Here is a 21,641-nt window from a genome sequence, read left to right on the forward strand (position 1 = left end):
GCTTGTCCCATATGACACGAGTTGGTAGGATTCTGGCCTTTCTCGTTCCCTGGGATATCTCATGTTACATGCACTCTTCTTGGTGGGCCTGGTGGCCGAAGGGATGACCGGCGCGCTGGCCGCGGGTCGGCGACGGATGGATCTGTTTGGTGTGGTGATCATCGCCTCGGCGACGGCCATCGGTGGTGGCACCATTCGCGATGTGCTGCTGGGCCACTATCCGCTGCTCTGGATTGAACATCCGGAATACGTGCTGCTGGTTGCCGCAGCCGCGATGGCGGGTGTGGTCTCCGCCCCCCTGATGCGCTACCTCGGCAAGCTGTTCATGGCCCTCGATGCCCTGGGACTGGTGGTCTTCTCCATCTTCGGTGCGGCCCGAGCGCTGGATATGGGCCACGGCGCCGGTATTGCCTGCATCATGGCGGTAGTGACCGGGGTCTTTGGCGGGGTGCTGCGGGATCTGCTCTGCCAGCGGATTCCACTGGTATTTCGTCGCGAGCTCTATGCAGCCATTTCGCTGATCACCGCAGCCCTCTACTGTCTGGCGCTGGATCAGGGCTTGCCGACCAACTGGGCCGCGTTCGGTTCCATCGGAATCGGCTTTGTGCTGCGGCTGCTGGCGGTTCGCTTCAAGTGGGGTCTACCCACCTTCAACTACCAGTACGCGACCCACTGAGTACGCCAGCTTCTGGCGAGGCGGGTTGGATTGCGAGCAACAAAAAAGCGCCCGAGCGGCGCTTTTTTCATGGACGGTCTGAGACTCAGTTAATCCCTTCCGAGCTAAAGAAGGTCGCCTTGTCGGCGATAAAGCGGATCTTGATATTCTTCCCTTCTCCGCCCCAGAGGCAGCTGGTGGTGCCCAAGGCGTCATCACAACGCTCCGCCTTGCCCAGAATGGTGCTGGCCTCGGCGTAACTCATCCCCATCTTCAACTGGTCGTAATTTTCACGGTTGAGCTTGCTGCAACCGGTCAACAACAGGGCGATCAGGCCGCCAATCACTATCTTTTTCATCGCAATCTCCTCTCTGGTGGGAAGAGCTTGGCAGTTTGCCAACCCCTTTACCAGCTGCGCACCGGGCCGGTATCGAGGTGAACGAAGTTATCACGGGGATAGTAACCAACCCCACCCACCTTGAGCTGGAGCGCCGCCTTGCGCAGATGGGCCAGCTGTACGCCGGGGATCCGCACATCCACCGCCTGCCCCAGGGTGTGGTAGCTGTGCTTGGCCACGCCGCGGCTCTTGTGGCGCTTCTGACGATTGGTTGCCGGGGCGCGATAGCCGGAGATCAGCTGGATTTCACTGCGCCGACCCAGCTTGTGCTGCAACAGAAACAGCTGATCAAACAACTTCTTGTCGATGTTGAACACTTCGTTGCGCCGGTAATCGCGGAAGATGTGGTTGAGCTCGGCCAACCCGTCGCTCAGATAGTGGCCGTTCTCCCAATAGCTGGCGCGCACCCGCTCGCCGGTATTGAGATTGAAGAAACTGAGTTCACGCCCGGTGGTACTGCGGCTGGCCAGTGCAGGGAAGGAGATCAGCGAGCTGCCCAACAGGCAACCGGCTCCCAGCAACAGGCGACGTCGACTTATCTCTTGTTCCAGCATAAGGGGTTCGTCCATCGCAGATTCAAGCGAAAATAGTTGAATAAGATCACTGATTGAATGTGATACAGGCGCTTGAAACTACCCTCCGGCGGGGCGCCCTGTCAAACCTCAATCGCCCATAGAAAAGCCCGGCACAGGCCGGGCTTTTCACTCTGTGGCAGGGATCACAGCAGGCGGCTCTGGAAGCTGACCCGATCAAATCCGTAGATGTCGTTACGCAGTTGCTGGCGACCATTTTCGTCGATCCAGCTGCTCCAGTAGACGGTAAAGACCGGGATCGGCGTGGTGAGCGGCAACCATTTGGTCTGGCTCTCCTTGAGGATATTGGCCACCTTGTCCGGCTGATAGCGGGAGTCCGCCAGCAACAGTTCGGCCAGATCGTCCGCATGTTCCACCCGGATGCAGCCCGAGCTGAAGGCGCGCGCCCCCTGCTCGAACAGCGCCTTGCGCGGGGTGGAGTGCAGATAGATGGCGTCATTGTTGGGCAGGTAGAACTTGTAGCGCCCCAGGGCATTGTGATCCCCCGGCTTTTGCCGCAGGCGATAGGGGAAACCGGCGGCCAGCGCCTGATGCCACCCCTCTTCGGTGAACTGGACCGGATTGCCCTCGCTGTCGATCACCTCGAACTGCTCGCGACTCAGGTACGCGGGATCCCGACCCAGCTTGGGCAGGATGTCCTTGCTCAGGATGGAGCGCGGCACATGCCAGGAGGGGTTGAGCACGATGGAGCGAATTTCGCTGGCCAGAATGGGGGTGGCCCGCTGCTCCTTGCCGACGATGACCCGGCTGGTAAACACCTCGTTGCCGGACTCCACCACGCTCAGGCGGTAGTCAGGAATATTGACCAGCACGTAGCGGCCACCGGCGAGCTGATCCACCAGATCGCGACGCCACAGGTTGCGCAGCAGCAGGCTGGCGCGCACTTGCGGGCCGGTATTGAGCCAGGAGCGGGTCTGACGGCCGATGATGCCGTCTGCGGTGAGACCATGACGACGCTGGAACTGCTTGATGGCCTGCTCGGTATCACCATCGTAAATCTGATCACCATGGCTCGGGGCGCTGTCGCCCAGCTCGTTGAGCATGGCGCGGATTTGGCCGAGCTCGGCGGAGCTCTCTCCGGCACGCAGGGTCGGCATATCGAGGGTCGGCCACTTGCTGGCCATCGGCATCGCCAGCAGCTTGTGCACTTTGGCTCGCACCGCCTCGTATTCAGCCACCTGGGGGCGCAGGGATTTCACCTGGGTGAGCAGGTCATCATCGCTGGGCTGGGACACCACAGGGCGGTTCAAATCGAGCTTGAGAGTCTTCATCTGCTCGCGCGAGACCAGATCCATCCCCCGCCAGGCATGCTGGAAACGACTCAGCTTGATAAAAATGTCGTCATAGATGGCACCACGCTTGTCTGCAGGGGTGGCCTGCAGGCGCTTCCACAGCGTGAAAAAATCGGGATGCAGCTGGGCAAGCACAGCCTCTTGCAACTGCTGCTCCAGCTCGACACGGGCCTGTTCGGCCTGACTGCCCTGATACCAGTCGTGCCCGGTTTCACTGGCCGCCACTACGACTTGTGCTTCGGTCGCATGTACCGCGCCAGCGGGCAAACATCCCAGCCACACCAGATTGGCAAGGGCCAGCCAATACTTCATCCCCATGGGTACCTCAAAACGGTTTGTTCACTCTGTCAGGCCTGACAAGCAGACCCGATGCTCAGGCCGCTCATGATGCGTGAACGGCCAATACTTTGCTAGCGCCCGGGGGCATAACGCTGCCAGATAATGTCATACGCATCTGTCTCCTTGAACCGCGCCAACGCCTGATTAAATTGTTGCAAGAACTGCGGCGAAAAGCTGCGCTTGCCCAACATAAAGAAGCTCGGCGATTCAGATACCACCATGGGGTGACTGGTGAACAGACCGCTCATCCCCTCCTTGTTAAGGGCGCTGGGGGTAGCCAACATGTCACCGAGGAAACCGTCGATCCGCCCGCGGGCCAGCTTCTCAAAATTTTGCTGGTCGCTCACCGCACTCACCTGTTTGGCATAGCGAGCGAGCAGCGACATCACTTCATCGCCATAGAAGTACTCTTTGGTGACGCCGAGGGAGTAACCATTGGCCAGCCAGCTCGCCAGATCCTGCTCGGGATAGTGGCTGCCCTTGCGGATCCACAGCAAAGTGCGCCCCGGGTTGTAGGAGTCGGAAAACCAGGCATAACGAGCGCGCTCATCATTGATATTCGCCTCCATCGCCATGTCTATCTCGCCATGCTCCATTTCGTGCAGTACCCGCTTCCAGGGCAGCTCCACATAGTTGACCTTGCAGTGCATGGAAGTGAGCACAGCCGTCAGCACCTCGGCGGCATAACCGCGCACCTCTTGCGGTGAGTCGGCTTCGTAATAATGGTAGGGGGGCCAGTTATCGTAACCGACCTGAATGGGCTCGGGACACAGGGCCTTGGCCAATGCCATTGGCGCCCATAATCCAAGCAGCAGACAGCAAGAGAGCCACTTCATATGTCATCCTTGACGAATAGGTGAGTCATCATAAATCGCCCCCTGCAAAATGGCGATAGAGGCCAGATGACTATCGCATCCGCTAGAAAATGACGCAGCAAAGCGCTTCTATTTACCAATTGCCCTGCCGGAGCGCCACTGGCAACCTGCGCCCCGCCAGGCCTGTTTAACCGGGAAACAGCAACGTTTGGAACAGGGGTAAAAAGGGGTTAATATGTGACCAAATATTTTTTTGTGATCCACTATGCTTTTTTTGCAATTGGATTAGCATATGCGCGACATCGGCCTACCCATTCTGTCAGGCATAGAGAGTGATATGACGTACAAAAAGTTCGGTTTTTTGACTGCCATTCTGGCATTAAGCGGTTTTTATCTTTACACCCTCTATCTGGCTGCTCACCCCAACGTGAGCCTGGCCTACAAACTCTATTATCTGGAAGGCAAGACCCGCTTCTGGGAACACAACTCCAGCATGACCTATCAGCCGGGTAACGAGCTCAATCTGACCAAGCCAAGCCGCTTCCTCTCCAGCGAAGGCTGGGCCAAGAAGCCGAGCGACGAAGGTACCCTGCTCAGCGGTCAGGGCGGTCTCTACTTTGTGCTACCCAAGCAAGCAGCCAATCCGGATCAGCTGACCGTACAGGCCCGCATCAACAGCCCGGAAGCCGGTGCTCTGTTGAAAGTGGCGCTGGGTCACGACTTCACCACTACGGTGAAACTGGCCAAAGCGGGCATCAACGAAATCCGCCTCAGTCTGCCCGGTGACTCGCTCACGGCAGATCCCAAGCGCCCCAATTTTCTGGCGCTCTCGGCACCTACTCCTATCAATGTGCAGTCGGTACGTTTGACCGTAGCCCAGTGATCCTTGCCCCGAATACCATTTTATAAAAACAACTATCCCAAATAAGGACGTTCTTATGTCGCATCCAGATTTTCGACTCTCTCTGGTCGTTCCCGTTTACAACGAGGAAGAGAGCATCGATGCCTTCATCAACGCGATAGACAACGAACTGGCCCCGCTGAAAGACCAGCTTGAAATTGTATTCGTCAACGATGGCAGCCGTGACCGCACCCGTGAAGTGGTCGAGCAGGCCATCGCCCGTGACCCGCGCGTGACCCTGGTCAACCTGGCACGCAACTTCGGTAAAGAAGCGGCCCTGACCGCAGGTCTGCATCAGGCCAAAGGGGATGCCATCGTGCCAATGGACGTGGATCTGCAAGACCCGCCCGCCCTGATCCTGGAGTTCGTCAAACTGTGGCAGACCGGTGACTATGACACCGTCTACGGCATCCGCGTCGATCGCAGTGCCGATACCCCGATGAAGCGCCTGACTGCAGGTGGCTTCTACCGCTTCTTCAATGCGCTCTCCACCAGCACCAAGCTGCCGGAAAACGCCGGTGACTTCCGCCTGATCGACCGTCGCGTGGTCGAGGCGATCAAGCTGCTGCCGGAGCGCAACCGCTTCATGAAGGGTCTGTTTGCCTGGGCCGGTTTCCGTGCCGTTGGCGTCCCCTACGAGCGCCCTGCCCGTCACGCCGGTGAAACCAAGTTCAACTACTGGAAACTGTGGAACTTCGCCCTCGACGGTCTGCTCAGCTTCTCCAGCTGGCCGCTGCGGGTCTGGAGCTATGTGGGGGTCAGCGTCTCGCTGGTTGCCTTCCTCTATATCCTGAAAATCATCACCCAGGTGATCTTCTTCGGCATCGACGTGCCCGGTTACGCCTCCCTGATGTCCGTAGTGCTGTTCCTCGGTGGTATCCAGCTGTTGTCGCTCGGCATCATCGGCGAATACATCGGCCGCATGTTCGTGGAAGTGAAACAGCGCCCGGTCTACCTCATTGAAGGGGTCTATGGCCAGTATGCCAAGCAGGATGCGGGCAAACCGCAGAGCGCTGACAGCAACCCGCAAGAGCAGCAGGAGCAAGCGTCCTGATGATCTCCCGCGAGGAATTCTGGCGGCTGGTACGTTTCGGTTTTGTCGGCGGGGGAGCTACCCTCGTCGATCTGGGCACCTCCATCGCACTGTTTCATACCTGGCCCACCATCTCGGAGCACCTGGTTACCACGCTGGCTTTTGCCATCGCGTTCTGGTTCTCCTTCTTTGGTCACCGCTACATCACCTTCCAGAAGCAGGGAGCCGCCAGCAAGTTTCTGCTGGTCGCCCTCTTCTCGCTGGCGGTGCGTAACCTGATCCTGAGCGGTCTGCTGTTTGCGGGGCTCTCCGGTCTGCTGCCGGTGGTCATCGCCACCCTGACCGTTACCGTCCTCACTTACGTTCTCTCTCGCGTCTGGGTTTTTGCCTGATGAATGATATGACCAATACTGCCCCGCTAACCGAGGCTGCACTCCCCTATCGCCCGTCACTGCGCATCAGCGGCCGTGACTGGCTGATGATCATTGCCGCTTTCATTCTGAGCCGGGTGGCGCTGTATGGCATGGGCTACTTCGGTGTCCAGCTCTATGGCTCCCCCGACATCGGCCCGCTGCAGGCCTATTGCCAGTTCGACTGCGTCTGGTTCCAGCGCATCATCGAGAACGGCTACGACCTCTACCCGCGCTGGCTGAGCAAGGGCAATGCGGCCAACTGGGCCTTTATGCCGCTCTACCCGATGGTCTCCGGTGCCATCTCCAACCTGTTCAATGTGGAGAGCCTGATCGGCCTCATCATTGTTACCAACCTCTCCTTCTTCGCCAGCTTGCCGCTGATGCTGCTGGTGTTGCGTCAGCTCAAGCTGGGGGACGATACCGCCCGCTTCGGCGTCTGGCTGCTCGCCTTCTCCCCCTTCTCCGCCTACTTCGTCTCCGGTTATACCGAGTCGACCTTTATGGCGCTGATGCTGGGGATGTTCCTGTTCGCCTATCGGGAGCAGTGGCTGATGGTGGCCGTGCTGGGGGTCTGTATCTCCGCCACCCGCAACCTGGGGGTGATGATGGTCTTCCCGGTGCTGATCCTGGCGCTGCAGGCCTACGGCTGGCGGGAATTTTTCCGCTTTACCGAGCGCGCCTTCAAGGTGGTGTTCACCCTCTGGATGATCCCGTTTGGCCTGTTTGCCTACATGGTCTACCTCTATCACCTGACCGGCGATGCCTTCGCCTTCAAACACATTCAGGTGGCATGGGGTCGGTACATGGACAGCCCGCTGGACTGGTGGCTGAGCGGTTTCGAGCTGGGCGGCCGCAAGGCTTACCTCTCCATCATGGTGATCTTCGGCTGGTGCCTGAACGGTTACCTGTTCAGCCAGAAGCGCTGGGCGGAAGCGACCCTGATGTTCATCTGCTGCACCATCCCGCTGATGACCGGCCTCAACGCCATGCCACGCTATATGTTCGGGCTCTACCCGACCCTGCTGGCCATCATTCTGCTGACCCATCGCTGGCCCGCCATCCGCCCTGCTGTGCTCTGCATCAGCGGCATGGTGGCCTCCTTCATCGCGGTGGCCTTCGTCAACTTCAAGTTCTTCACCGTCTGATGTGACGACGATGCCTGATACACCAAATGCCGGTCACCTGACCGGCATTTTTTTATGGCCGCTATTTTTATCGACAGAGCCTCCCATCTCCTCTCCGTCACACTTTCCTCGGCTTGAAAACGTAACCATTTGAACTGAAGTCACAAATCGGCATTTTGCCGATCCAAGGCGCGCTTTGCTGCTCCTAGAATGGGCCCTTGTCCGAACTGCCCTGCTCAAGGAATGGCTTATGCGTCGTGCTCATTACTTATCCCCTCTCTGGCTCGCCCTGCTGGCCGTCCCTCTGTTCACCCAACAGGCGATGGCCGCCCCCGAGGTTCGCCTCTATGTGGATGGTCAACCGGTAGCGGCCCCGATCGCGCTGGACAAGGGCACGGTGGAGCTGACCCATCCCCTTGCCAAGGGGAGCCACCAGATCCGCATCAGCGACGCAGGCAACAGTTGCGGCACCAGCTTTGGCCCGAGCGAGAGCAAGCCACTCCCCTTCGGCACCGCCCAGCCCATGGACAAATGCAGCAAGGATCAAAGCTTTACCCTGCGGGTGATGCTGGCCGGGGAGTATCAGTTCAGCTTCAACCCGGATACCCCCAGCCTCAAGGTGCTGCGGGCGACCAAGAAGAGCGAATTCAAACGCCAGCCACCACAAGAGCCCTGCATCAGCTGGGATGGCGGCCCGGTCACGGTGTCGCTCAAAGGGGTCTGGCCCGACGGCACCCGACTGCGGGATGCCTACTCGAAACAGGAGGCGGTGGTCAAACAGGGCAAGCTGACCCTGACCCCGAGCAAAGAGAGTGGCGGCCTGCTGCTGCTCGAGCCGGTCAAAGCAGCCAAGCCAGCACCATTTAGCTGGGATCAGGCGAGCGTCTATTTCCTGCTGACCGACCGCTTCAACAACGGCGACCCCGCCAACGACCACAGCTTCGGCCGCCAGAAGGATGGTCAGGATGAGGTAGCCACCTGGCACGGCGGTGACTTCAAGGGGCTGACCGAGAAGCTCGACTACATCAAGAGCCTCGGCATGAACGCCATCTGGATCACCCCCATGGTGGAGCAGGTTCACGGCTTCATTGGCGGTGGCGAGCAGGGCAACTTCCCTTTCTACGCCTACCACGGATATTGGGCGCTCGACTTCACCAAGATTGACCCCAACTACGGAGATGAAGAGAGCCTGAAAACCCTGGTGGACGAGGCCCACAAGCGCGGCATGCGGATCATCCTCGACGTGGTGATGAACCACGCTGGTTACGCCACCCTCGCCGATCTGCAAGATCTGGGGCTCACCGAGCTAACTCAGAACAGCAGCAAACTGCCGACCGTCTGGAACCAGTGGCGCCCGAGCGGTGGCCTCAATTGGCATGGTTACAACCAGTTCATCGACTATCAATCACCCGCGTGGAACAAGTGGTGGAGTGGTGACTGGGTGCGCGCCGGTCTGCCCGGCTACCCGCAGCCCGGCACCGACGATGTGACCGGTTCGGTGGCGGGGCTGCCGGACTTTCTGACCGAATCGGCCAAACCGGTAGGGCTGCCGCCATTGCTGGCGGCGAAAAAAGATACCAAGGCCAAGGCGCTGCCCAACGCCACCGTAAGTGACTACCTGATCGACTGGCACACCGACTGGGTGCGCCGCTTTGGCATCGACGGCTTCCGCGCCGACACCGTCAAGCATCTGGAGCCCGAGGTGTGGGCCAAGCTCAAGCAGGCGGGCACCGCTGCACTCAAGGAGTGGAAAGCCGCCAACCCGGACAAGGCCCTCGACGCTCTGCCCTTCTACATGGTGGGTGAGGTGTGGGATCACGGGGTCGCCAAGGATTTCTGGTATCAGAACGGTTTCGATTCCCTGATCAACTTCGACTATCAGCGCGAGTTCGCACTGTCACAGGCCCAGTGCATGGCCAGCGCCGAGCCCACCTATGCCAGCTACGCCAGCCGCATCAATCAGGATCCCGAGTTCAACGTGTTGAGCTACATCAGCTCCCACGACACCAAGCTGTTCTTTGGCGACTATCAGGATGTGCCGCTACAGCGCCGGGTCGCCAACAGCTTTATGCTGCTGCCGGGCGGCATCCAGCTCTACTACGGCGACGAGTCCGGCCGCGGGCTGGCCAAGGATGGCGGGGTGTTCGATCAGGCGCTGCGCTCGGATATGAACTGGCAGGATCTGGCTAGCGGAGACAAGGCTGAGCTGGTCAAGCACTGGCAGCAACTGGGCCAGTTCCGCGCCGCCCATCCGGCCATTGCGGCAGGCAGCCACCAGAAACTCTCGGATGCCCCCTACGCCTTCGTGCGGGAGAAGGGGGATGACAAGGTGGTGGTGGTCTTTGCCGGTCGGCAGAAGTAACTCTTGGGCCATATATACCAGCAACAGAGAGGGGAGCCACTGGCTCCCCTCTCTCGTTTATCTATCTGCCAAGGCTCACTGTGACTGGCGCGCCGCCACCGGCCACTGCAACCGCGCCTTGAGCAGGGTCTCCTGCCACAGAGGCCAGGCCAGCAGCGCCTGCTGATAAGATCCGGCCTGACCGGGCAACAGGATGCCGTAGCTGGCCAGTCGATAGGCCATCACCGCATAGAAGGTATCGACAATGCCCGCCTCGCCAAAGTAGAAGGGGCCCCGCGCCTGCGACCAGATCTCCTGCAAACGGGCCAGCTCACCGACCGCCTCCACCGGGGGATCGATACGGGTTGGCGCCCCAAGAAAGAAGGGGAGCAGAGAACGGATCTGCCGAAATCCGGCGTGCAACTCGGCGCAGAGGCTGCGAGCCAGTGCCCGCTCGGCCAGCGAAACGGGATAGAGCTGGCGCTCGGGACAGAGCTCGTGAACATATTCGGCGATGGCCAGCGAGTCGTGAACCCGCAAGCCATCGTGTTCGAGCCAGGGCACCAGACCGGCCGGGGCCAGCCGCTTGAGCCGCGCCAGCGACTTGGCATCCTCCAGATCGAATACCTGCTCCTGCCACGTCCGTCCGCTCATGGCGAGCACCAGTGCCGCCCGCATCGCCCAGGTGGAGCCGGTGCCCACCGCCAATACCAAGGAACCCATCTGTTGCCTCCTGCATGAGTTGCCTGCGACCGCCCTGTCTGCCCTTGATGGCAAAACATCCGATGGTCGCTTCACATTTGCGCACCGGCGGGTTTGACCCTCTTGGTGAGCGATGCTAGTTTGATTTTTCAAAACAATCAGTTAGCAACAATGTGAGCCATTAACCGAAATATGGACAGCCAATTTACCATCGTCATCGCAGATGACCACCCCCTGTTTCGGGGCGCCCTTTACCAAGCGGTGCACATGGCCATCAACGACGCTCAATTGCTGGAAGCGGACTCCATCGACAGCCTGACCAGCCTGCTCGGCGAGCACCCCGAAGTTGACCTGTTGTTGCTCGATCTCAAGATGCCGGGGGCCAACGGCTTAGAGGGGCTGGCCCACCTGCGCGGCCAGTATCACGACCTGCCCATCGTGGTGGTCTCCGCCTCGGAAGATGCGGCCATCATCCAGCAGGTGCTGCGGCTCGGGGCGCTCGGCTTCATTCCCAAGTCGGTGCCGATGAAGGAGCTGGTCAATGCCCTCAATACGGTGATCGGGGGGGATAACTGGGTGCCGGAAGGCATCTCGCTCCATCCTGAATCGGAAGACGGCCCCGATTTCGCCAGCAAGCTGGCCAGCCTCACCCCCCAGCAATACAAGGTGCTGATCATGCTGCGCGATGGCAGCCTCAACAAGCAGATCGCCTGGGAGCTCAACGTCTCCGAGGCCACCATCAAGGCACATATCACCGCCATCTTCAGAAAACTGGGCGTCAAGAACCGCACTCAGGCGGTTATCGCCCTGCAACAGCTCGATATCAAGGAGAGCTGAACCCCGCGCGCAGTGACACGCGCGAGACGACATAGCCAGCCATGCTGGCTATTTGTTGCTCGACAATTAGCACGATCGTACTTTATGCTGCCAGCGCCAACGAGGAGAGAGTGATGAGCAAGGGGCGCCTGACCCGGGAAAACATTTTGCAGACTGCCTTTGAGCAAGCGAGCCAGCAAGGGCTGGAGAGCCTGACCATCGGCTCGCTGGCCAGCGCCTGCGAAATGTCCAAAAGCGGCCTGTTTGCCCACTTTCAATCCCGCGACAATCTGCAGATCGCCGTGCTGGAGTACGCCGCCGAGGTCTTCCGGCTGCGGGTGATCCAGCCGGTACGCCAGCAGGAGCACCAGAGCCAGCACGACAAGCTGATCGCCCTTCTGCGTGCCTGGCAGGCTTGGAACCACTGCTTCGCCGGACGCTGCATGTTCCTCGACGCCTGGACCTCGGTGCAGGATGGCCATGAGCAAAAGAGCCCCGTGCAGCAAGCCGCCCGGCAACTGGTGCGCTTCTGGCTCGACTATCTGGCCCGTCAGGTGGTACAGGGTCAGGCCGCAGGCGAGTGGCGACAGGAGATGGATCCCTGGCGCGCCGTTTATCGCCTCTATGGCCTCTATCTGGCGGATCAGGTGTTCAACAATCTCGAACTGTGTCAGGATCCGGCCCACCACTTCTGGCCCGAAGTGGACGCTCTGCTGAGCAGCTGGCGCTGATGTTTTGGCATCCGTTCAACACTAATTTTTAAAAACCAACAAAAAAGCACGACCGTTCGCACATAAAAACCACAGGATGACCATGAGCAGCAAGATCTACTTCAACACCCGCCGCTTCAGCCCGAGCAAATGGCTGCTGGGGATAGGCACCCGGTTGCACCACAGACTCGCCCCCACCCATGCCAAGCGTACCGCCAGCAAGTTGCTGCTCACCCCCCAGCGCAATCAGCGGGATGGCCACGAACCTGCCGGTCTGGTGAAGCAGGCCGTCCATACCAGCGAAGGGGTATTGATGAGCTATCGGCTCGGTCAGGGGCCGCTGTGGCTGCTGATGCACGGCTGGTCCGGCAGCGCCAGCCAGTTCTATCCGCTGATGAGCCATATCGCCGCGCAGGGTTTCACCGCCATTGCCTACGATCATCCGGCCCACGGCCAGAGCGCAGGCAACACAGGCCACCTGCCCCGTTTCGTACGCGCCTTCGACGAGCTGGCGACCAAGCTGGCCAGCGAAGCAGGTCCGCTGCACGGGGTCATCGCCCACAGCATGGGGGGCGCCGTCACCCTCTCCAGCCGTCAGCCGGGTATCGATACCCTGCCGCTGCTGTTGATTTCGCCGGTGCTCGACTATGTGCCCCAGCTCTACGGCATGGTGGCGCGCTCCGGCTACTCCATCCGGTTGTTCGATGCGGTGGTCAAGGAGATTGAGCAGGAGTACCAGCACCCCTTGAGCACGGTTGATCCGCTGGGCCGACTCGCCAGTCGCAGCGGCGCGGCGATGATAGTACACGACGAGGAGGACAGATTTGCCCCGCACGGCGATTCCTTGCGGGCCAGTCAGGATGGTCATACCCGGCTGGTGAGCACCCGGGGTCTGGGCCACGGTCGCATCCTCGCAAGCGCCCCGGTATTCGCCGCCTTCGATCAGCTGGCGCGGCCGGAAAATCCTCACCGCGCCCTTTGACATGGGGCCATGAAAAAAACGGGCAAGCGCCCGTTTTTATATTTGATACAGCGCCTTATAGTTAATTTGTCAGTGGGAACATTCTTGTCAGCACACGATAAGGCGCCAGCATATGGCCAGACCCAATACAGCGTTGTTGCTCACCGGTGGCGGTGCTCGCGCCGCCTATCAGGTCGGCGCCCTCAAGGCGATTGCGGAGCTCTACCCGCGCAATCTCGGCATCCCTTTTCCCATCCTGTGTGGCACCTCGGCGGGGGCTATCAATGTCACCGCACTGGCCTGCTACGCCTCCTGTTTCCATCTGGGAGTACGCAAGCTGGAGTGGGTCTGGCGCCGCTTCGAGACTCACCACATCTTCGATTTTCACCCGGGGCGCCTGCTGTGGCGGCTGATGTACGAGGGGTCGGCGGGGCTGATCAATCCCCACACCAACCACGCCTTTCACCTCTTTGACAACGCGCCGCTGCACCGCCTGCTGGATCAGCTCATCGACTATCACCGCATTGATGACAACATCCTCTACGGCAGTCTGGAGGCGCTGGCCATCACGGCGTCGGATTACGACGACGGTCTCTCCACCACCTTCTTTCAGGGGCGGGCTGACCACCATCCGTGGGAGCGGGCCAGACGTCGCGGGGTGCGCACCGTGCTTACATCGGAGCACCTGCTCGCCTCCTCGGCGTTGCCCTTTGTCTTTCCGGCCACCCGGATCGGCGAGAAGTTCTACGGCGACGGTTCCATCCACCAGCTGAGCCCGCTCAGCCCCGCCATCCATCTGGGGGCGGAGCGGATCCTGCTGATCACCCTGGATCCGCCAGCGCACTCGGCACCGACCCATCATCACGGCCATCTCACCAGCTCCAATATTGCCAGCCATCTGCTCGATACGGTCTTTACCGACACCCTCAACTCCGATCTGGAGCGGCTGTGGCGCATCAACCAGACTCTGGATCTGATCCCGGAGCGGGAGCGCAATCGCCTCAAGCTGAAACGGGTGGAGACCTGCGTGCTGAAACCGAGTCAGGATCTCGACACCATCGCACTGGCCTACCTGCGCAAACTGCCGCTAAAGTTGCGCCGGCTATTGCGGGTGTTGGGCGTGAAGGGGGATGAGACCAGCAGTCTGGCGAGCTTTCTGATGTTCTATCCAGGTTATTGCCAGCATCTGATCAAGCTGGGCTATCAGGACACTCTGAGGGAGCGGGAGCGCGTCGTCGCCTTCCTCGATATCGAAGGGCTACCAAAAGAGCGGGAATAAAGGGGGCGGCCGATGAGTGCAAGGGGACTCAGCGCCCCTCCAGCAAACGCTGCTCCGCCTGCTCCATCGCCACCACGGTACCAAACAGGATCAGCCGATCGCCAGCCGCCAGCACCAGCTCGGGTCTGGGCTCCAGACTCTGATCGCCGCGCTGCACCTCCTTGATCCGCACCTCATCAAGCGGCAGCTCGCGCACTTCACGGCCTACCGCCCACGCCTGATCGTGCAGCAACAGCGGATGGAGGCGTTCAAGCAGCTGATCTGCCTCCAGATTGCTGGCACTCTGATCCCCCCAGTAGAAGCCGTGCAGGAAGCGATACTGGCTGCTGCGCTCCAGCTCCATCCGACGGATCACCCGGCCAATTGGGATATCGCAGTTGAGCAGCAGGTGGGAGACCAGCATCAGGGCACCCTCTTGGGATTCGGGAATCACCTCGAAAGCCCCCGCCTGCTTGTACTGCTCCAGAAAGCTGTCATCCCGGGTGCGCACCAGCACCTTGAGATCCCCCGCCAGTTCGCGGATCAGTGCCAGCATCGCCTCAACCCGCTTGCGGTCATCGAAGGTGATGATCACCAGCCGTGCCCGCAACAGACCGGCGGCCAGCAGAATATCGCGGCGACTGGCATCGCCGAAGGCCACCTGCTCCCCTGCCAGCTTGGCCTCGCTCACCCGCTCGGGGTCGAGGTCTAGGGCCAGGAAGGGGATCTCCTCGATCTTGAGAAAGCGGGCACAGGTCTGCCCCGCCCGGCCAAACCCGGCAATGATGACGTGCTGGTTTTTGCTCAGGCCCGACTGGGCGACTTCGGAGCGGGTCAGCAGCGCCGGATCGGTCAGACTGCGAGCCAGCGAATGGGCCTGGGTCACCAGCCAGGGGGTCATGGCGATGGAGATGATGCCGATGCCGATCAGCAGGGAGACCAGTTGCTGATCCAGCAGGCCGTGGTGCAGTGCCAGTGCCAGCAACACGAAGCCGAACTCCCCCACCTGACTGAGCATGATGCCGGCGGCCATGCTGTCGCGCTTTCGCTCCCCCATCAGCCGCCCGGCCAGCAGCACCAGCAGGGATTTGCACAGCACCAGCAGCACCACGCAGATCAGTACCTGCCACCATGCCCGCGCCACCAGCTCCCACTCCATGGCCATGCCGATGGTGATAAAGAAGAGCCCCATCAGCACGTCGCGAAAGGGCTTGATGTCTACCTCAAGCTGATGACGGTAGTGGGACTCCCCCAGCATCATCCCCGCCAGAAACGCCCCCAGCGCCATCGACAACCCCAGCGAATGGGTCATGTAGGCAGCCAGCAGCGCCACCAGCAGGGCACTCAGCACGAACAACTCGTCGGAGCGGGCTCGCGCCACCTCGTGAAACAGCAGCGGCAGCAACCACTTGCCCACCGCCAGCAGAGTGAAGAGAGCAAACAGCCCCTTGAGGGTGGCCCAGGCGATCTCGGCGGCCAGGGCGCTCCCCTGCACTTCCGGCTGGGCGAGGATCGGGATCATCACCAGCAGGGGCACCACCGCCAGATCCTGAAACAGCAGCACGCTCACCCCCAGCTGGGCGCGGCGGGTATGGAGCTGCTTCTGCTCGCCGAGCTGCTTGATCACCACAGCCGTCGAGGAGAGCGCCAGCGTCCCCGCCACCACCAGCGACTGGGCCAGACCCAGCCCCCACCACCAGCCGATGGCGAAGAAAAGCAGTGACGTGAGCAGCACCTGCAACATCCCGACCCCCAACACCAATCGCCGCATCGCCAGTAGTTTCGGCAGGGAGAACTCCAACCCCAGCGAGAACATCAGAAAGACGATCCCCAGCTCGGCAATGGTCTGCATGATCGACTGGCCGGTGATCACCGCCAGCCCGTGGGGGCCGAGCAAGACGCCGGCAATCAGGTAGGCAAGGATCACCGGCAAGCCGAGGCGCCGGAAAGTTGCCACCAGCAGGACGGCGGCGAACAGCAGGATCAACAGGTCGGTGTACAAATTTTCCTCTCCTTTTATCGACTTAAGCTTAGTCAGCCGATCTGGTGGGCAGGAAAGATATATTGGGCATGCCAATTGCAGGGAGGAGACAGTAGTCAGGTGTTACAGGTGGAAGACCATGGAAAATACGTCGTCACTTAATGGCTTTAGCCATGGCATCGAGCAGTGGGTTCGCCAGATGGAGCGGCTCACGCCGTTGCCCAGCGTTGAACGCAACCAGTTGCTCGAGCAGTTGTTGGGGCAGAGCGATCTCGGCGGTCTGCTGACAACTTTTGCCGATCGTGCGGCAAGAATTGTCAGGATCCACGGTCTCTACCTCGATTGTGGCCAGCCCCATGTGCTGATCCAGCACCCGCCGCTGGCCACCCTCAACCTGCACAACTATCCGTTCGAGCTGCGCGGTCAGCATGGCCAGCTGCTCGGCCAGCTCCACTACGAGCTGGAACATCCGCTGAGCGGCAGTCAGCAACGGGTACTGATGCAATACCATCAGCTGCTCTGCCTGCTGCTCCCCCTCTATCTGCGGCTGGAAAAACTGGATCAGCTGGTCCGGCTCGATCACCTGACCGGCCTTGGCAACCGCTCCTACTTTGACGAGGCCATCGGTCGCGCCATCGAGCAGCACAGCCGCGAGCCCCACGGTCTGGTGCTGGTGCTGCTGGATCTCGATCGCTTCAAGCAGATCAATGACACCTGGGGTCATCCGGTGGGGGATCTGGTGCTGAGCCGCTTCGCCCAGCTGCTCAAGGGGTGCATCCGCAGTACGGATCAAGCCTTCCGGCTCGGGGGAGATGAATTTGCCCTGCTGCTGCAACCGGCCGAACCCGAGGCGTGGCGCCCGGTCTGGCTGCGACTGCAGCATATGTTGATGACCAACAAGGAGCTCAGCACCTTCTCGGTCGGATGCAGCCTTGGCGCCGCCAGCTGGCAATCCGGGGTCGATGTGCCGAGCCTCTACGAGGCGGCCGACAGTCACCTCTACGCCCGCAAAAAAGCCGGCAAGGCCAGCCCTAACGAATAATCGCGAACTCTTCTTTGCTCCGGCACATGCGCGCCATGTGACCGGAGCTTCTTTTTTGGGGCTAATCCTCCCTCACACCGAGATCACCTCATGCAAGATCCTGCTCGGGCAGGATGGGGGCGGCACCGTTTCCCTGCCAGTGGCAAACCAGCCCGGCACTCTGTGCCATAAAACCGTCGCAGACAAAGAGCCCCACCACCGCCGCCACCTGCTCGCCATAGTAGAGGATGGGAATGCGTCCCCGTTGCCACGAGGGAACACCATACTCTTGCAGCAGCTTCTTCATCCGCCGACTACCGCTTCGCCCCACCGGTTTGAGGGGGATCCCAGGCGCTACCTGAAAACGCACCGAGAGCGGCTCGTCCGCTCGGGGGGAACGCAGCAGATCCTCGCCGTGCTCCGCCATGCGCACCACCAGCTCGCCCAAACCATCCGGCAGGGTCAGCGGCTCGCCCACAATCATCGGCAACACCTGATGACAAGGTTGCAAGTCAGGGCTCACCAGATAGAGCCGATCCTGAAAACGGCGGCAGCTCTGGCGCCCCCAGTTGAGCTGGGGGTTGGCATCGCCGCGCGCCAACGCGACCTCCTGCCACAACCGGGCAAGCTGCTCGCGGGATGGCATCTCCCCCCCCTGACGGCGGATCCAGTAGCGCAGCAGGTTGTTGCGCCGGGTGGGAGAGAGGGCGTGCAGCGGGCCGATATGGAGCGCCTCCCCCTCGCCCGCCAGCTGCCAGTCACTCTCGGCCAACTCATCCAGCAGCGCCTCCTGCTCGGCGCACAGGGCCATGCTGCGCGCCGCGGTCTGGGCCATGGCGGGCCAGCGCGCCTTGAGCTGGGGGATAAGCGTCTGGCGCAAAAAGTTGCGGTCATAGCTCACGTCCTGATTGCTCTCATCTTCCACCCAGCCAAAGGGGAGGCTCGCCGCCGCCTCGGCCAGCTCGGCGCGACTCATATCGAGCAGCGGGCGCAGCAACAGGCCACCGGCAAAGGGCTGGCTTGGCAAGATCCCCGCCAGACCGCGCAGACCGGCGCCGCGCTTGAGGGCCAGCAGCAGGGTCTCCAGCTGATCGTCCTGATGGTGAGCGGTGAGCAGCCACTCCCCCTCCCGCATCCGGGCGGTCAGCCACTGGTAACGGGCGGTGCGCGCCTGCGCCTCCAGACTCTCGCCATTGCCACGGGCCAGAGTCACCCGCTCGACCAGCAGCTCCACCGCCAATTGCTGACACACGGCTTCACAATGAGCGACCCACTCATCGGCATGGGGACTGAGGCCGTGGTGCACGTGCAGGGCGCGAACTGGCAGGCCATGCTCGCGGGCATACTGCGCCGCCAGCACCAGCAGCAGGGTGGAGTCGAGGCCGCCACTGAAGGCCACCAGCAGACCGGTGGAACCTTCCGGCGCTGGCATAGTCAGACAAAAGCGAGAATAAAGATGAGAAATCATAGGCTTCCCCAAAACGGACCGGCCGATCTTAGCAGAGTCGGGCTTATCAAGCTGCAACCCTGCTGCTAGAGTGAGGCTCGCCCGCCCTCTCCACCAGGCTGGCCGCAAGGCGGTCGCACAACCGGTTGGAGCAAGGAAGATGGGCAGGGAAGCAAACAATCGGAATTGGAATCAAACAAGATGAACAATAAGAAAAGCTTACTGGCCGGCCTGATTGGACTGGCACTGCTGGCTGGCTGCAGTCAGGCACCGCAAGACTCCCCCAAACACTCCGGGCTGGCGCTGGCCAATATGGACACCCTGGTCAAACCCGGCGATGACTTCTTCCGCTACGTCAATGGCAAGTGGCTCGCCACCGCCAAGATCCCCGACGATCGCCCCGCCGATGGCGCTTTCTACATGCTGCGGGACAAATCCCTCGCCGATGTGCGGGTGCTGGTCGAGGGGCTGGCCAAGCAGGAGGCCGCCACCGGCACGCCGACCCAGCAGATCCGCGATCTCTACGCCAGCTATCTGGATCAGGCAGGCCGTGACGCCAAGGGGCTCACCCCGCTGGCACCGGCGCTGGCCGATATCGACCGGATCGGTGATCAGGCTGCGCTGGCCCGCGCCTTTGCCCAGTCGGGCCGCATGGGCGGCGGCGCGCCGTTCGGCATCTGGATCGACGCCGATGCCAAGTCCCCCGACCGCTATGCGGTCTACCTCTATCAAGGTGGACTGGGGCTGCCGGATCGGGACTACTACCTCAAGCAGGATCCCGACAGTCAGGCCCTGCGCCAGAAGTACCAACAGCATATCGCCGCCATGCTGAGCCGCCTCGGTGAGTCTGACCCGAGCGGCAAAGCCAAACGGATTCTAGCCCTCGAAACCCGGCTCGCCACCATCCAGTGGGACAACGTCGCCCTGCGGGATCGGGAGAAGAACTACAACAAGCGCCCCGCCAGCGAACTGGCACGGCTCGCCCCCCATCTCGACTGGCAGGCTTATCTCAATGCCGCGGGTATTGCTGGCCAGCCGGAGCTCATTATCGGTCAGCCGACCTATCTGAGCGCGCTGGATCAGGTGATGGCCCAAACCCCCATCGCCGACTGGCAGGCCTACCTCAAGTGGCAACTGCTGACCGACTACGCCCCCTATCTCGACAGCGAGACCGACCGGGCCAACTTCGCCTTCTACGGCACCACATTAAGCGGCACGCCCAAGCAGCGCGCCAGCTGGGAGCGGGCGCTCGGGGTCCTGAACGATCATCTGGGTGAAGCGGTCGGCCAGCTCTATGTGGCTCGCTACTTCCCGCCAGCAGCCAAGGAGCGGATGGAGCAGCTGGTGGAGAACCTGCGCACCGCCTACGGCCAGAGCATCAAGGAGCTCGACTGGATGTCGCCCGAGACCAAGGCGCAGGCACTCGAGAAGCTGGCCAAGTTCCGCCCCAAGATCGGCTACCCCGACAAGTGGAAGGATTACAGCGCCATCACTATCAAACCGGATGATCTGGTGGGCAACCTGCAACGCTCACAAGCCTTTGAATATGCAGACAGCCTGACGCGCCTCGGCAAGCCGGTCGACCGGGACGAGTGGCACATGTCGCCGCAAACGGTGAACGCCTACTACAACCCGAGCAACAACGAGATCGTCTTCCCGGCGGCTATTTTGCAGCCCCCCTTCTTCGACATGACGGCGGATGATGCGGTCAACTACGGCGCCATCGGCGGGGTCATTGGTCACGAGATGGGCCACGGTTTTGATGATCAGGGGGCCAAATCCGACGGTGACGGCATGATGCGCGACTGGTGGACGCCGCAAGATCTCAAGGAGTTCCGCTTCCGCACCAGCCGGCTGGTGGCCCAGTACAACCGCTTCGAGCCCATCAACGGCCAGTTCGTCAACGGCCAGTTCACCCTGGGGGAGAACATCGGCGATCTGGGCGGCCTCACCATAGCCCACAAGGCCTACGAGCTGTCGCTTGATGGCAAGGAGGCGCCGGTGCTGGATGGCTTTACCGGCGAACAACGCTTCTTCCTCGGCTGGGCGCAGGTGTGGAAGGGGATGTATCGCCCCGAGCTGATGCAGATGCTGCTGCGCTCCGACCCCCACTCGCCGCCCGAGTACCGGGTCAACGGCGTAGTGCCGAACATTCCCGCCTTCTACGAGGCATTCAACATCCAGCCGGGGGACAAACTCTATCTACCGCCCCAGAAGCGGGTGAAGATCTGGTAACAGCATCAGGGCGGGCTCCCCGGGAGCCCGCACTCAAGAGACAGCAAGAGGTTGCAAGATGAACAGAGCATTGATGATGGCAGGGCTGCTGACCCTGCCGCTGGCCGCCCAGGCCGAAGAGGGATTTAACAAGCAACTGACCCTGCCCTCCGGGCAGGTGATCCGGGTGGCGCAGGGGGTCGGTGAACCTGCCTCCATCGGCAGCTATGACGTGCGACTCTATTCGGGTCAGAATGCCCAATTTCCACTGGATGAGTTTCAGGATGGCAAGGTGATGGCTCGCAACGGCTTTATCCGGGAGCTGAAACTGGTCGATTTGAATGGCGACAAGCAGCCCGAACTGGTGGTCATCATCGAGAGCGCTGGCAGCGGCAGCTATCAGGATGCCGATGCCTACACCGTCAGTCCGCAAGGGGAGCTGGAGATCTTCAATCAGGTCAAGGAGCTGGAGCCCAAAGAGGATGTGGTCAAGGCGCTCAAAAGCCCACAAGACTAAGCCATCTCCCCGAATCTGTGTCTAGTCCTGAAATAGGTTTACACATTTTCAACTAGCATTTCTCTACTCAGAACCCCCTATGTACTGCATCGGGGGTTCTGTATTTCAACG

At 61.0% G+C, this 21,641-nt stretch carries 20 protein-coding genes; 13 read left to right on the forward strand and 7 right to left on the reverse strand.

The genetic code is table 11. The features are described from left to right. Positions 1 to 61 precede the first annotated feature (61 nt). A complete protein-coding gene (locus tag AB5Y82_RS08295; protein ID WP_005338456.1) occupies positions 62 to 676 on the forward strand; it encodes a trimeric intracellular cation channel family protein in 615 nt (204 codons plus the stop codon). Between the two features lie 85 nt (positions 677 to 761). Here AB5Y82_RS08295 and AB5Y82_RS08300 read toward each other — a convergent pair whose 3' ends face one another. The 4 genes from AB5Y82_RS08300 to AB5Y82_RS08315 all read right to left on the reverse strand — a co-directional run bounded on the left by AB5Y82_RS08300 (position 762) and on the right by AB5Y82_RS08315 (position 4,112). Next, positions 762 to 1,013, reverse strand: coding sequence for a hypothetical protein (locus AB5Y82_RS08300; protein ID WP_005338457.1), 252 nt, complete (start codon positions 1,011 to 1,013; stop codon positions 762 to 764). A 47-nt stretch (positions 1,014 to 1,060) separates the two neighbouring features. Then, positions 1,061 to 1,606 carry a DUF882 domain-containing protein gene (locus AB5Y82_RS08305; protein WP_005338458.1) on the reverse strand — a complete coding sequence of 182 codons (546 nt, stop codon included), beginning with the start codon at positions 1,604 to 1,606 and terminating at the stop codon, positions 1,061 to 1,063. A 164-nt stretch (positions 1,607 to 1,770) separates the two neighbouring features. Beyond that, positions 1,771 to 3,255, reverse strand: a complete 1,485-nt coding sequence (locus tag AB5Y82_RS08310; RefSeq protein ID WP_111900355.1) for a murein L,D-transpeptidase — start codon at positions 3,253 to 3,255, stop codon at positions 1,771 to 1,773. 92 nt (positions 3,256 to 3,347) lie between these two features. Beyond that, positions 3,348 to 4,112, reverse strand: coding sequence for an ABC transporter substrate-binding protein (locus tag AB5Y82_RS08315; protein WP_111900354.1), 765 nt, complete (start codon positions 4,110 to 4,112; stop codon positions 3,348 to 3,350). A gap of 316 nt (positions 4,113 to 4,428) precedes the next feature. Here AB5Y82_RS08315 and AB5Y82_RS08320 point away from each other — a divergent pair, with 316 nt between their 5' ends. The 5 genes from AB5Y82_RS08320 to AB5Y82_RS08340 all read left to right on the forward strand — a co-directional run bounded on the left by AB5Y82_RS08320 (position 4,429) and on the right by AB5Y82_RS08340 (position 9,924). Further along, complete coding sequence (locus AB5Y82_RS08320; protein ID WP_041202288.1) at positions 4,429 to 4,974, forward strand: hypothetical protein; 546 nt, start codon at positions 4,429 to 4,431, stop codon at positions 4,972 to 4,974. Between the two features lie 55 nt (positions 4,975 to 5,029). After that, a complete protein-coding gene (locus tag AB5Y82_RS08325; RefSeq protein ID WP_111900353.1) occupies positions 5,030 to 6,046 on the forward strand; it encodes a glycosyltransferase family 2 protein in 1,017 nt (338 codons plus the stop codon). Continuing rightward, on the forward strand, positions 6,046 to 6,417 hold the full coding sequence (locus AB5Y82_RS08330) for a GtrA family protein (RefSeq protein ID WP_005338463.1): 372 nt from the start codon (positions 6,046 to 6,048) through the stop codon (positions 6,415 to 6,417). Before AB5Y82_RS08325 ends, AB5Y82_RS08330 begins: the two co-directional genes overlap by 1 nt. Next, positions 6,417 to 7,583, forward strand: a complete 1,167-nt coding sequence (locus tag AB5Y82_RS08335; protein ID WP_111900352.1) for a hypothetical protein — start codon at positions 6,417 to 6,419, stop codon at positions 7,581 to 7,583. Before AB5Y82_RS08330 ends, AB5Y82_RS08335 begins: the two co-directional genes overlap by 1 nt. Positions 7,584 to 7,812: 229 nt before the next feature. Next, complete coding sequence (locus tag AB5Y82_RS08340; RefSeq protein ID WP_111900351.1) at positions 7,813 to 9,924, forward strand: alpha-amylase; 2,112 nt, start codon at positions 7,813 to 7,815, stop codon at positions 9,922 to 9,924. Positions 9,925 to 9,999: 75 nt separating this feature from the next. On the opposite strand, the gene AB5Y82_RS08345 is transcribed toward AB5Y82_RS08340, so the two are convergent. Continuing rightward, positions 10,000 to 10,626 (reverse strand): glutathione S-transferase, encoded by a 627-nt coding sequence (locus AB5Y82_RS08345; protein ID WP_110302672.1) that lies wholly within the window; start codon positions 10,624 to 10,626, stop codon positions 10,000 to 10,002. A 171-nt stretch (positions 10,627 to 10,797) separates the two neighbouring features. On the opposite strand from AB5Y82_RS08345, the gene AB5Y82_RS08350 reads away from it, so the two are divergent. The 4 genes from AB5Y82_RS08350 (at position 10,798) to AB5Y82_RS08365 (ending at position 14,371) form a co-directional block, all read left to right on the forward strand. Then, the gene (locus AB5Y82_RS08350; protein WP_111900350.1) at positions 10,798 to 11,442 is read left to right on the forward strand and encodes a response regulator transcription factor; all 645 of its coding nucleotides are present in this window, start codon (positions 10,798 to 10,800) and stop codon (positions 11,440 to 11,442) included. 113 nt (positions 11,443 to 11,555) lie between these two features. Then, entirely contained in the window at positions 11,556 to 12,152 is a 597-nt protein-coding gene (locus AB5Y82_RS08355) for a TetR/AcrR family transcriptional regulator (protein WP_111900349.1), read from the forward strand. Between the two features lie 82 nt (positions 12,153 to 12,234). Next, complete coding sequence (locus AB5Y82_RS08360; protein ID WP_111900348.1) at positions 12,235 to 13,113, forward strand: alpha/beta hydrolase; 879 nt, start codon at positions 12,235 to 12,237, stop codon at positions 13,111 to 13,113. Between the two features lie 112 nt (positions 13,114 to 13,225). Next, positions 13,226 to 14,371 carry a patatin-like phospholipase family protein gene (locus AB5Y82_RS08365; protein ID WP_111900347.1) on the forward strand — a complete coding sequence of 382 codons (1,146 nt, stop codon included), beginning with the start codon at positions 13,226 to 13,228 and terminating at the stop codon, positions 14,369 to 14,371. A gap of 28 nt (positions 14,372 to 14,399) precedes the next feature. On the opposite strand, the gene AB5Y82_RS08370 is transcribed toward AB5Y82_RS08365, so the two are convergent. Then, the gene (locus tag AB5Y82_RS08370) at positions 14,400 to 16,352 is read right to left on the reverse strand and encodes a monovalent cation:proton antiporter family protein (protein ID WP_005338473.1); all 1,953 of its coding nucleotides are present in this window, start codon (positions 16,350 to 16,352) and stop codon (positions 14,400 to 14,402) included. Between the two features lie 118 nt (positions 16,353 to 16,470). On the opposite strand from AB5Y82_RS08370, the gene AB5Y82_RS08375 reads away from it, so the two are divergent. Next, entirely contained in the window at positions 16,471 to 17,373 is a 903-nt protein-coding gene (locus AB5Y82_RS08375; protein ID WP_005347848.1) for a GGDEF domain-containing protein, read from the forward strand. An 88-nt stretch (positions 17,374 to 17,461) separates the two neighbouring features. Here the strand turns inward: AB5Y82_RS08375 and tilS are convergent, their stop codons facing one another. Continuing rightward, positions 17,462 to 18,820, reverse strand: coding sequence for a tRNA lysidine(34) synthetase TilS (gene tilS, locus AB5Y82_RS08380; RefSeq protein ID WP_111900346.1), 1,359 nt, complete (start codon positions 18,818 to 18,820; stop codon positions 17,462 to 17,464). A gap of 180 nt (positions 18,821 to 19,000) precedes the next feature. Here tilS and AB5Y82_RS08385 point away from each other — a divergent pair, with 180 nt between their 5' ends. After that, positions 19,001 to 21,034, forward strand: coding sequence for a M13 family metallopeptidase (locus AB5Y82_RS08385; protein ID WP_162632522.1), 2,034 nt, complete (start codon positions 19,001 to 19,003; stop codon positions 21,032 to 21,034). A gap of 58 nt (positions 21,035 to 21,092) precedes the next feature. Then, positions 21,093 to 21,530: a PliI family lysozyme inhibitor of I-type lysozyme gene (locus tag AB5Y82_RS08390; RefSeq protein ID WP_064338517.1), complete on the forward strand. Its 438-nt coding sequence runs from the start codon at positions 21,093 to 21,095 to the stop codon at positions 21,528 to 21,530. The last annotated feature ends 111 nt before the right edge of the window (positions 21,531 to 21,641 follow it).

The organism is Aeromonas sp. s13 (genome assembly GCF_040907905.1).
Lineage (GTDB): Bacteria > Pseudomonadota > Gammaproteobacteria > Enterobacterales > Aeromonadaceae > Aeromonas > Aeromonas veronii.

Excerpts from the sequence above, each read along its gene's own strand:
- AB5Y82_RS08300 (WP_005338457.1), bottom strand. The coding sequence starts at position 1,013 with ATGAAAAAGATAGTGATTGGCGGCCTGATCGCCCTGTTGTTGACCGGT.
- AB5Y82_RS08325 (WP_111900353.1), top strand. The coding sequence starts at position 5,030 with ATGTCGCATCCAGATTTTCGACTCTCTCTGGTCGTTCCCGTTTACAAC.
- AB5Y82_RS08375 (WP_005347848.1), top strand. The coding sequence starts at position 16,471 with ATGGAAAATACGTCGTCACTTAATGGCTTTAGCCATGGCATCGAGCAG.
- AB5Y82_RS08365 (WP_111900347.1), top strand. The coding sequence starts at position 13,226 with ATGGCCAGACCCAATACAGCGTTGTTGCTCACCGGTGGCGGTGCTCGC.
- AB5Y82_RS08335 (WP_111900352.1), top strand. The coding sequence starts at position 6,417 with ATGAATGATATGACCAATACTGCCCCGCTAACCGAGGCTGCACTCCCC.
- AB5Y82_RS08320 (WP_041202288.1), top strand. The coding sequence starts at position 4,429 with ATGACGTACAAAAAGTTCGGTTTTTTGACTGCCATTCTGGCATTAAGC.
- AB5Y82_RS08310 (WP_111900355.1), bottom strand. The coding sequence starts at position 3,255 with ATGGGGATGAAGTATTGGCTGGCCCTTGCCAATCTGGTGTGGCTGGGA.
- AB5Y82_RS08385 (WP_162632522.1), top strand. The coding sequence starts at position 19,001 with ATGAACAATAAGAAAAGCTTACTGGCCGGCCTGATTGGACTGGCACTG.
- AB5Y82_RS08390 (WP_064338517.1), top strand. The coding sequence starts at position 21,093 with ATGAACAGAGCATTGATGATGGCAGGGCTGCTGACCCTGCCGCTGGCC.
- AB5Y82_RS08345 (WP_110302672.1), bottom strand. The coding sequence starts at position 10,626 with ATGGGTTCCTTGGTATTGGCGGTGGGCACCGGCTCCACCTGGGCGATG.
- AB5Y82_RS08355 (WP_111900349.1), top strand. The coding sequence starts at position 11,556 with ATGAGCAAGGGGCGCCTGACCCGGGAAAACATTTTGCAGACTGCCTTT.
- AB5Y82_RS08350 (WP_111900350.1), top strand. The coding sequence starts at position 10,798 with ATGGACAGCCAATTTACCATCGTCATCGCAGATGACCACCCCCTGTTT.
- AB5Y82_RS08330 (WP_005338463.1), top strand. The coding sequence starts at position 6,046 with ATGATCTCCCGCGAGGAATTCTGGCGGCTGGTACGTTTCGGTTTTGTC.
- AB5Y82_RS08315 (WP_111900354.1), bottom strand. The coding sequence starts at position 4,112 with ATGAAGTGGCTCTCTTGCTGTCTGCTGCTTGGATTATGGGCGCCAATG.
- AB5Y82_RS08340 (WP_111900351.1), top strand. The coding sequence starts at position 7,813 with ATGCGTCGTGCTCATTACTTATCCCCTCTCTGGCTCGCCCTGCTGGCC.
- tilS (WP_111900346.1), bottom strand. The coding sequence starts at position 18,820 with ATGATTTCTCATCTTTATTCTCGCTTTTGTCTGACTATGCCAGCGCCG.
- AB5Y82_RS08295 (WP_005338456.1), top strand. The coding sequence starts at position 62 with ATGTTACATGCACTCTTCTTGGTGGGCCTGGTGGCCGAAGGGATGACC.
- AB5Y82_RS08360 (WP_111900348.1), top strand. The coding sequence starts at position 12,235 with ATGAGCAGCAAGATCTACTTCAACACCCGCCGCTTCAGCCCGAGCAAA.
- AB5Y82_RS08305 (WP_005338458.1), bottom strand. The coding sequence starts at position 1,606 with ATGCTGGAACAAGAGATAAGTCGACGTCGCCTGTTGCTGGGAGCCGGT.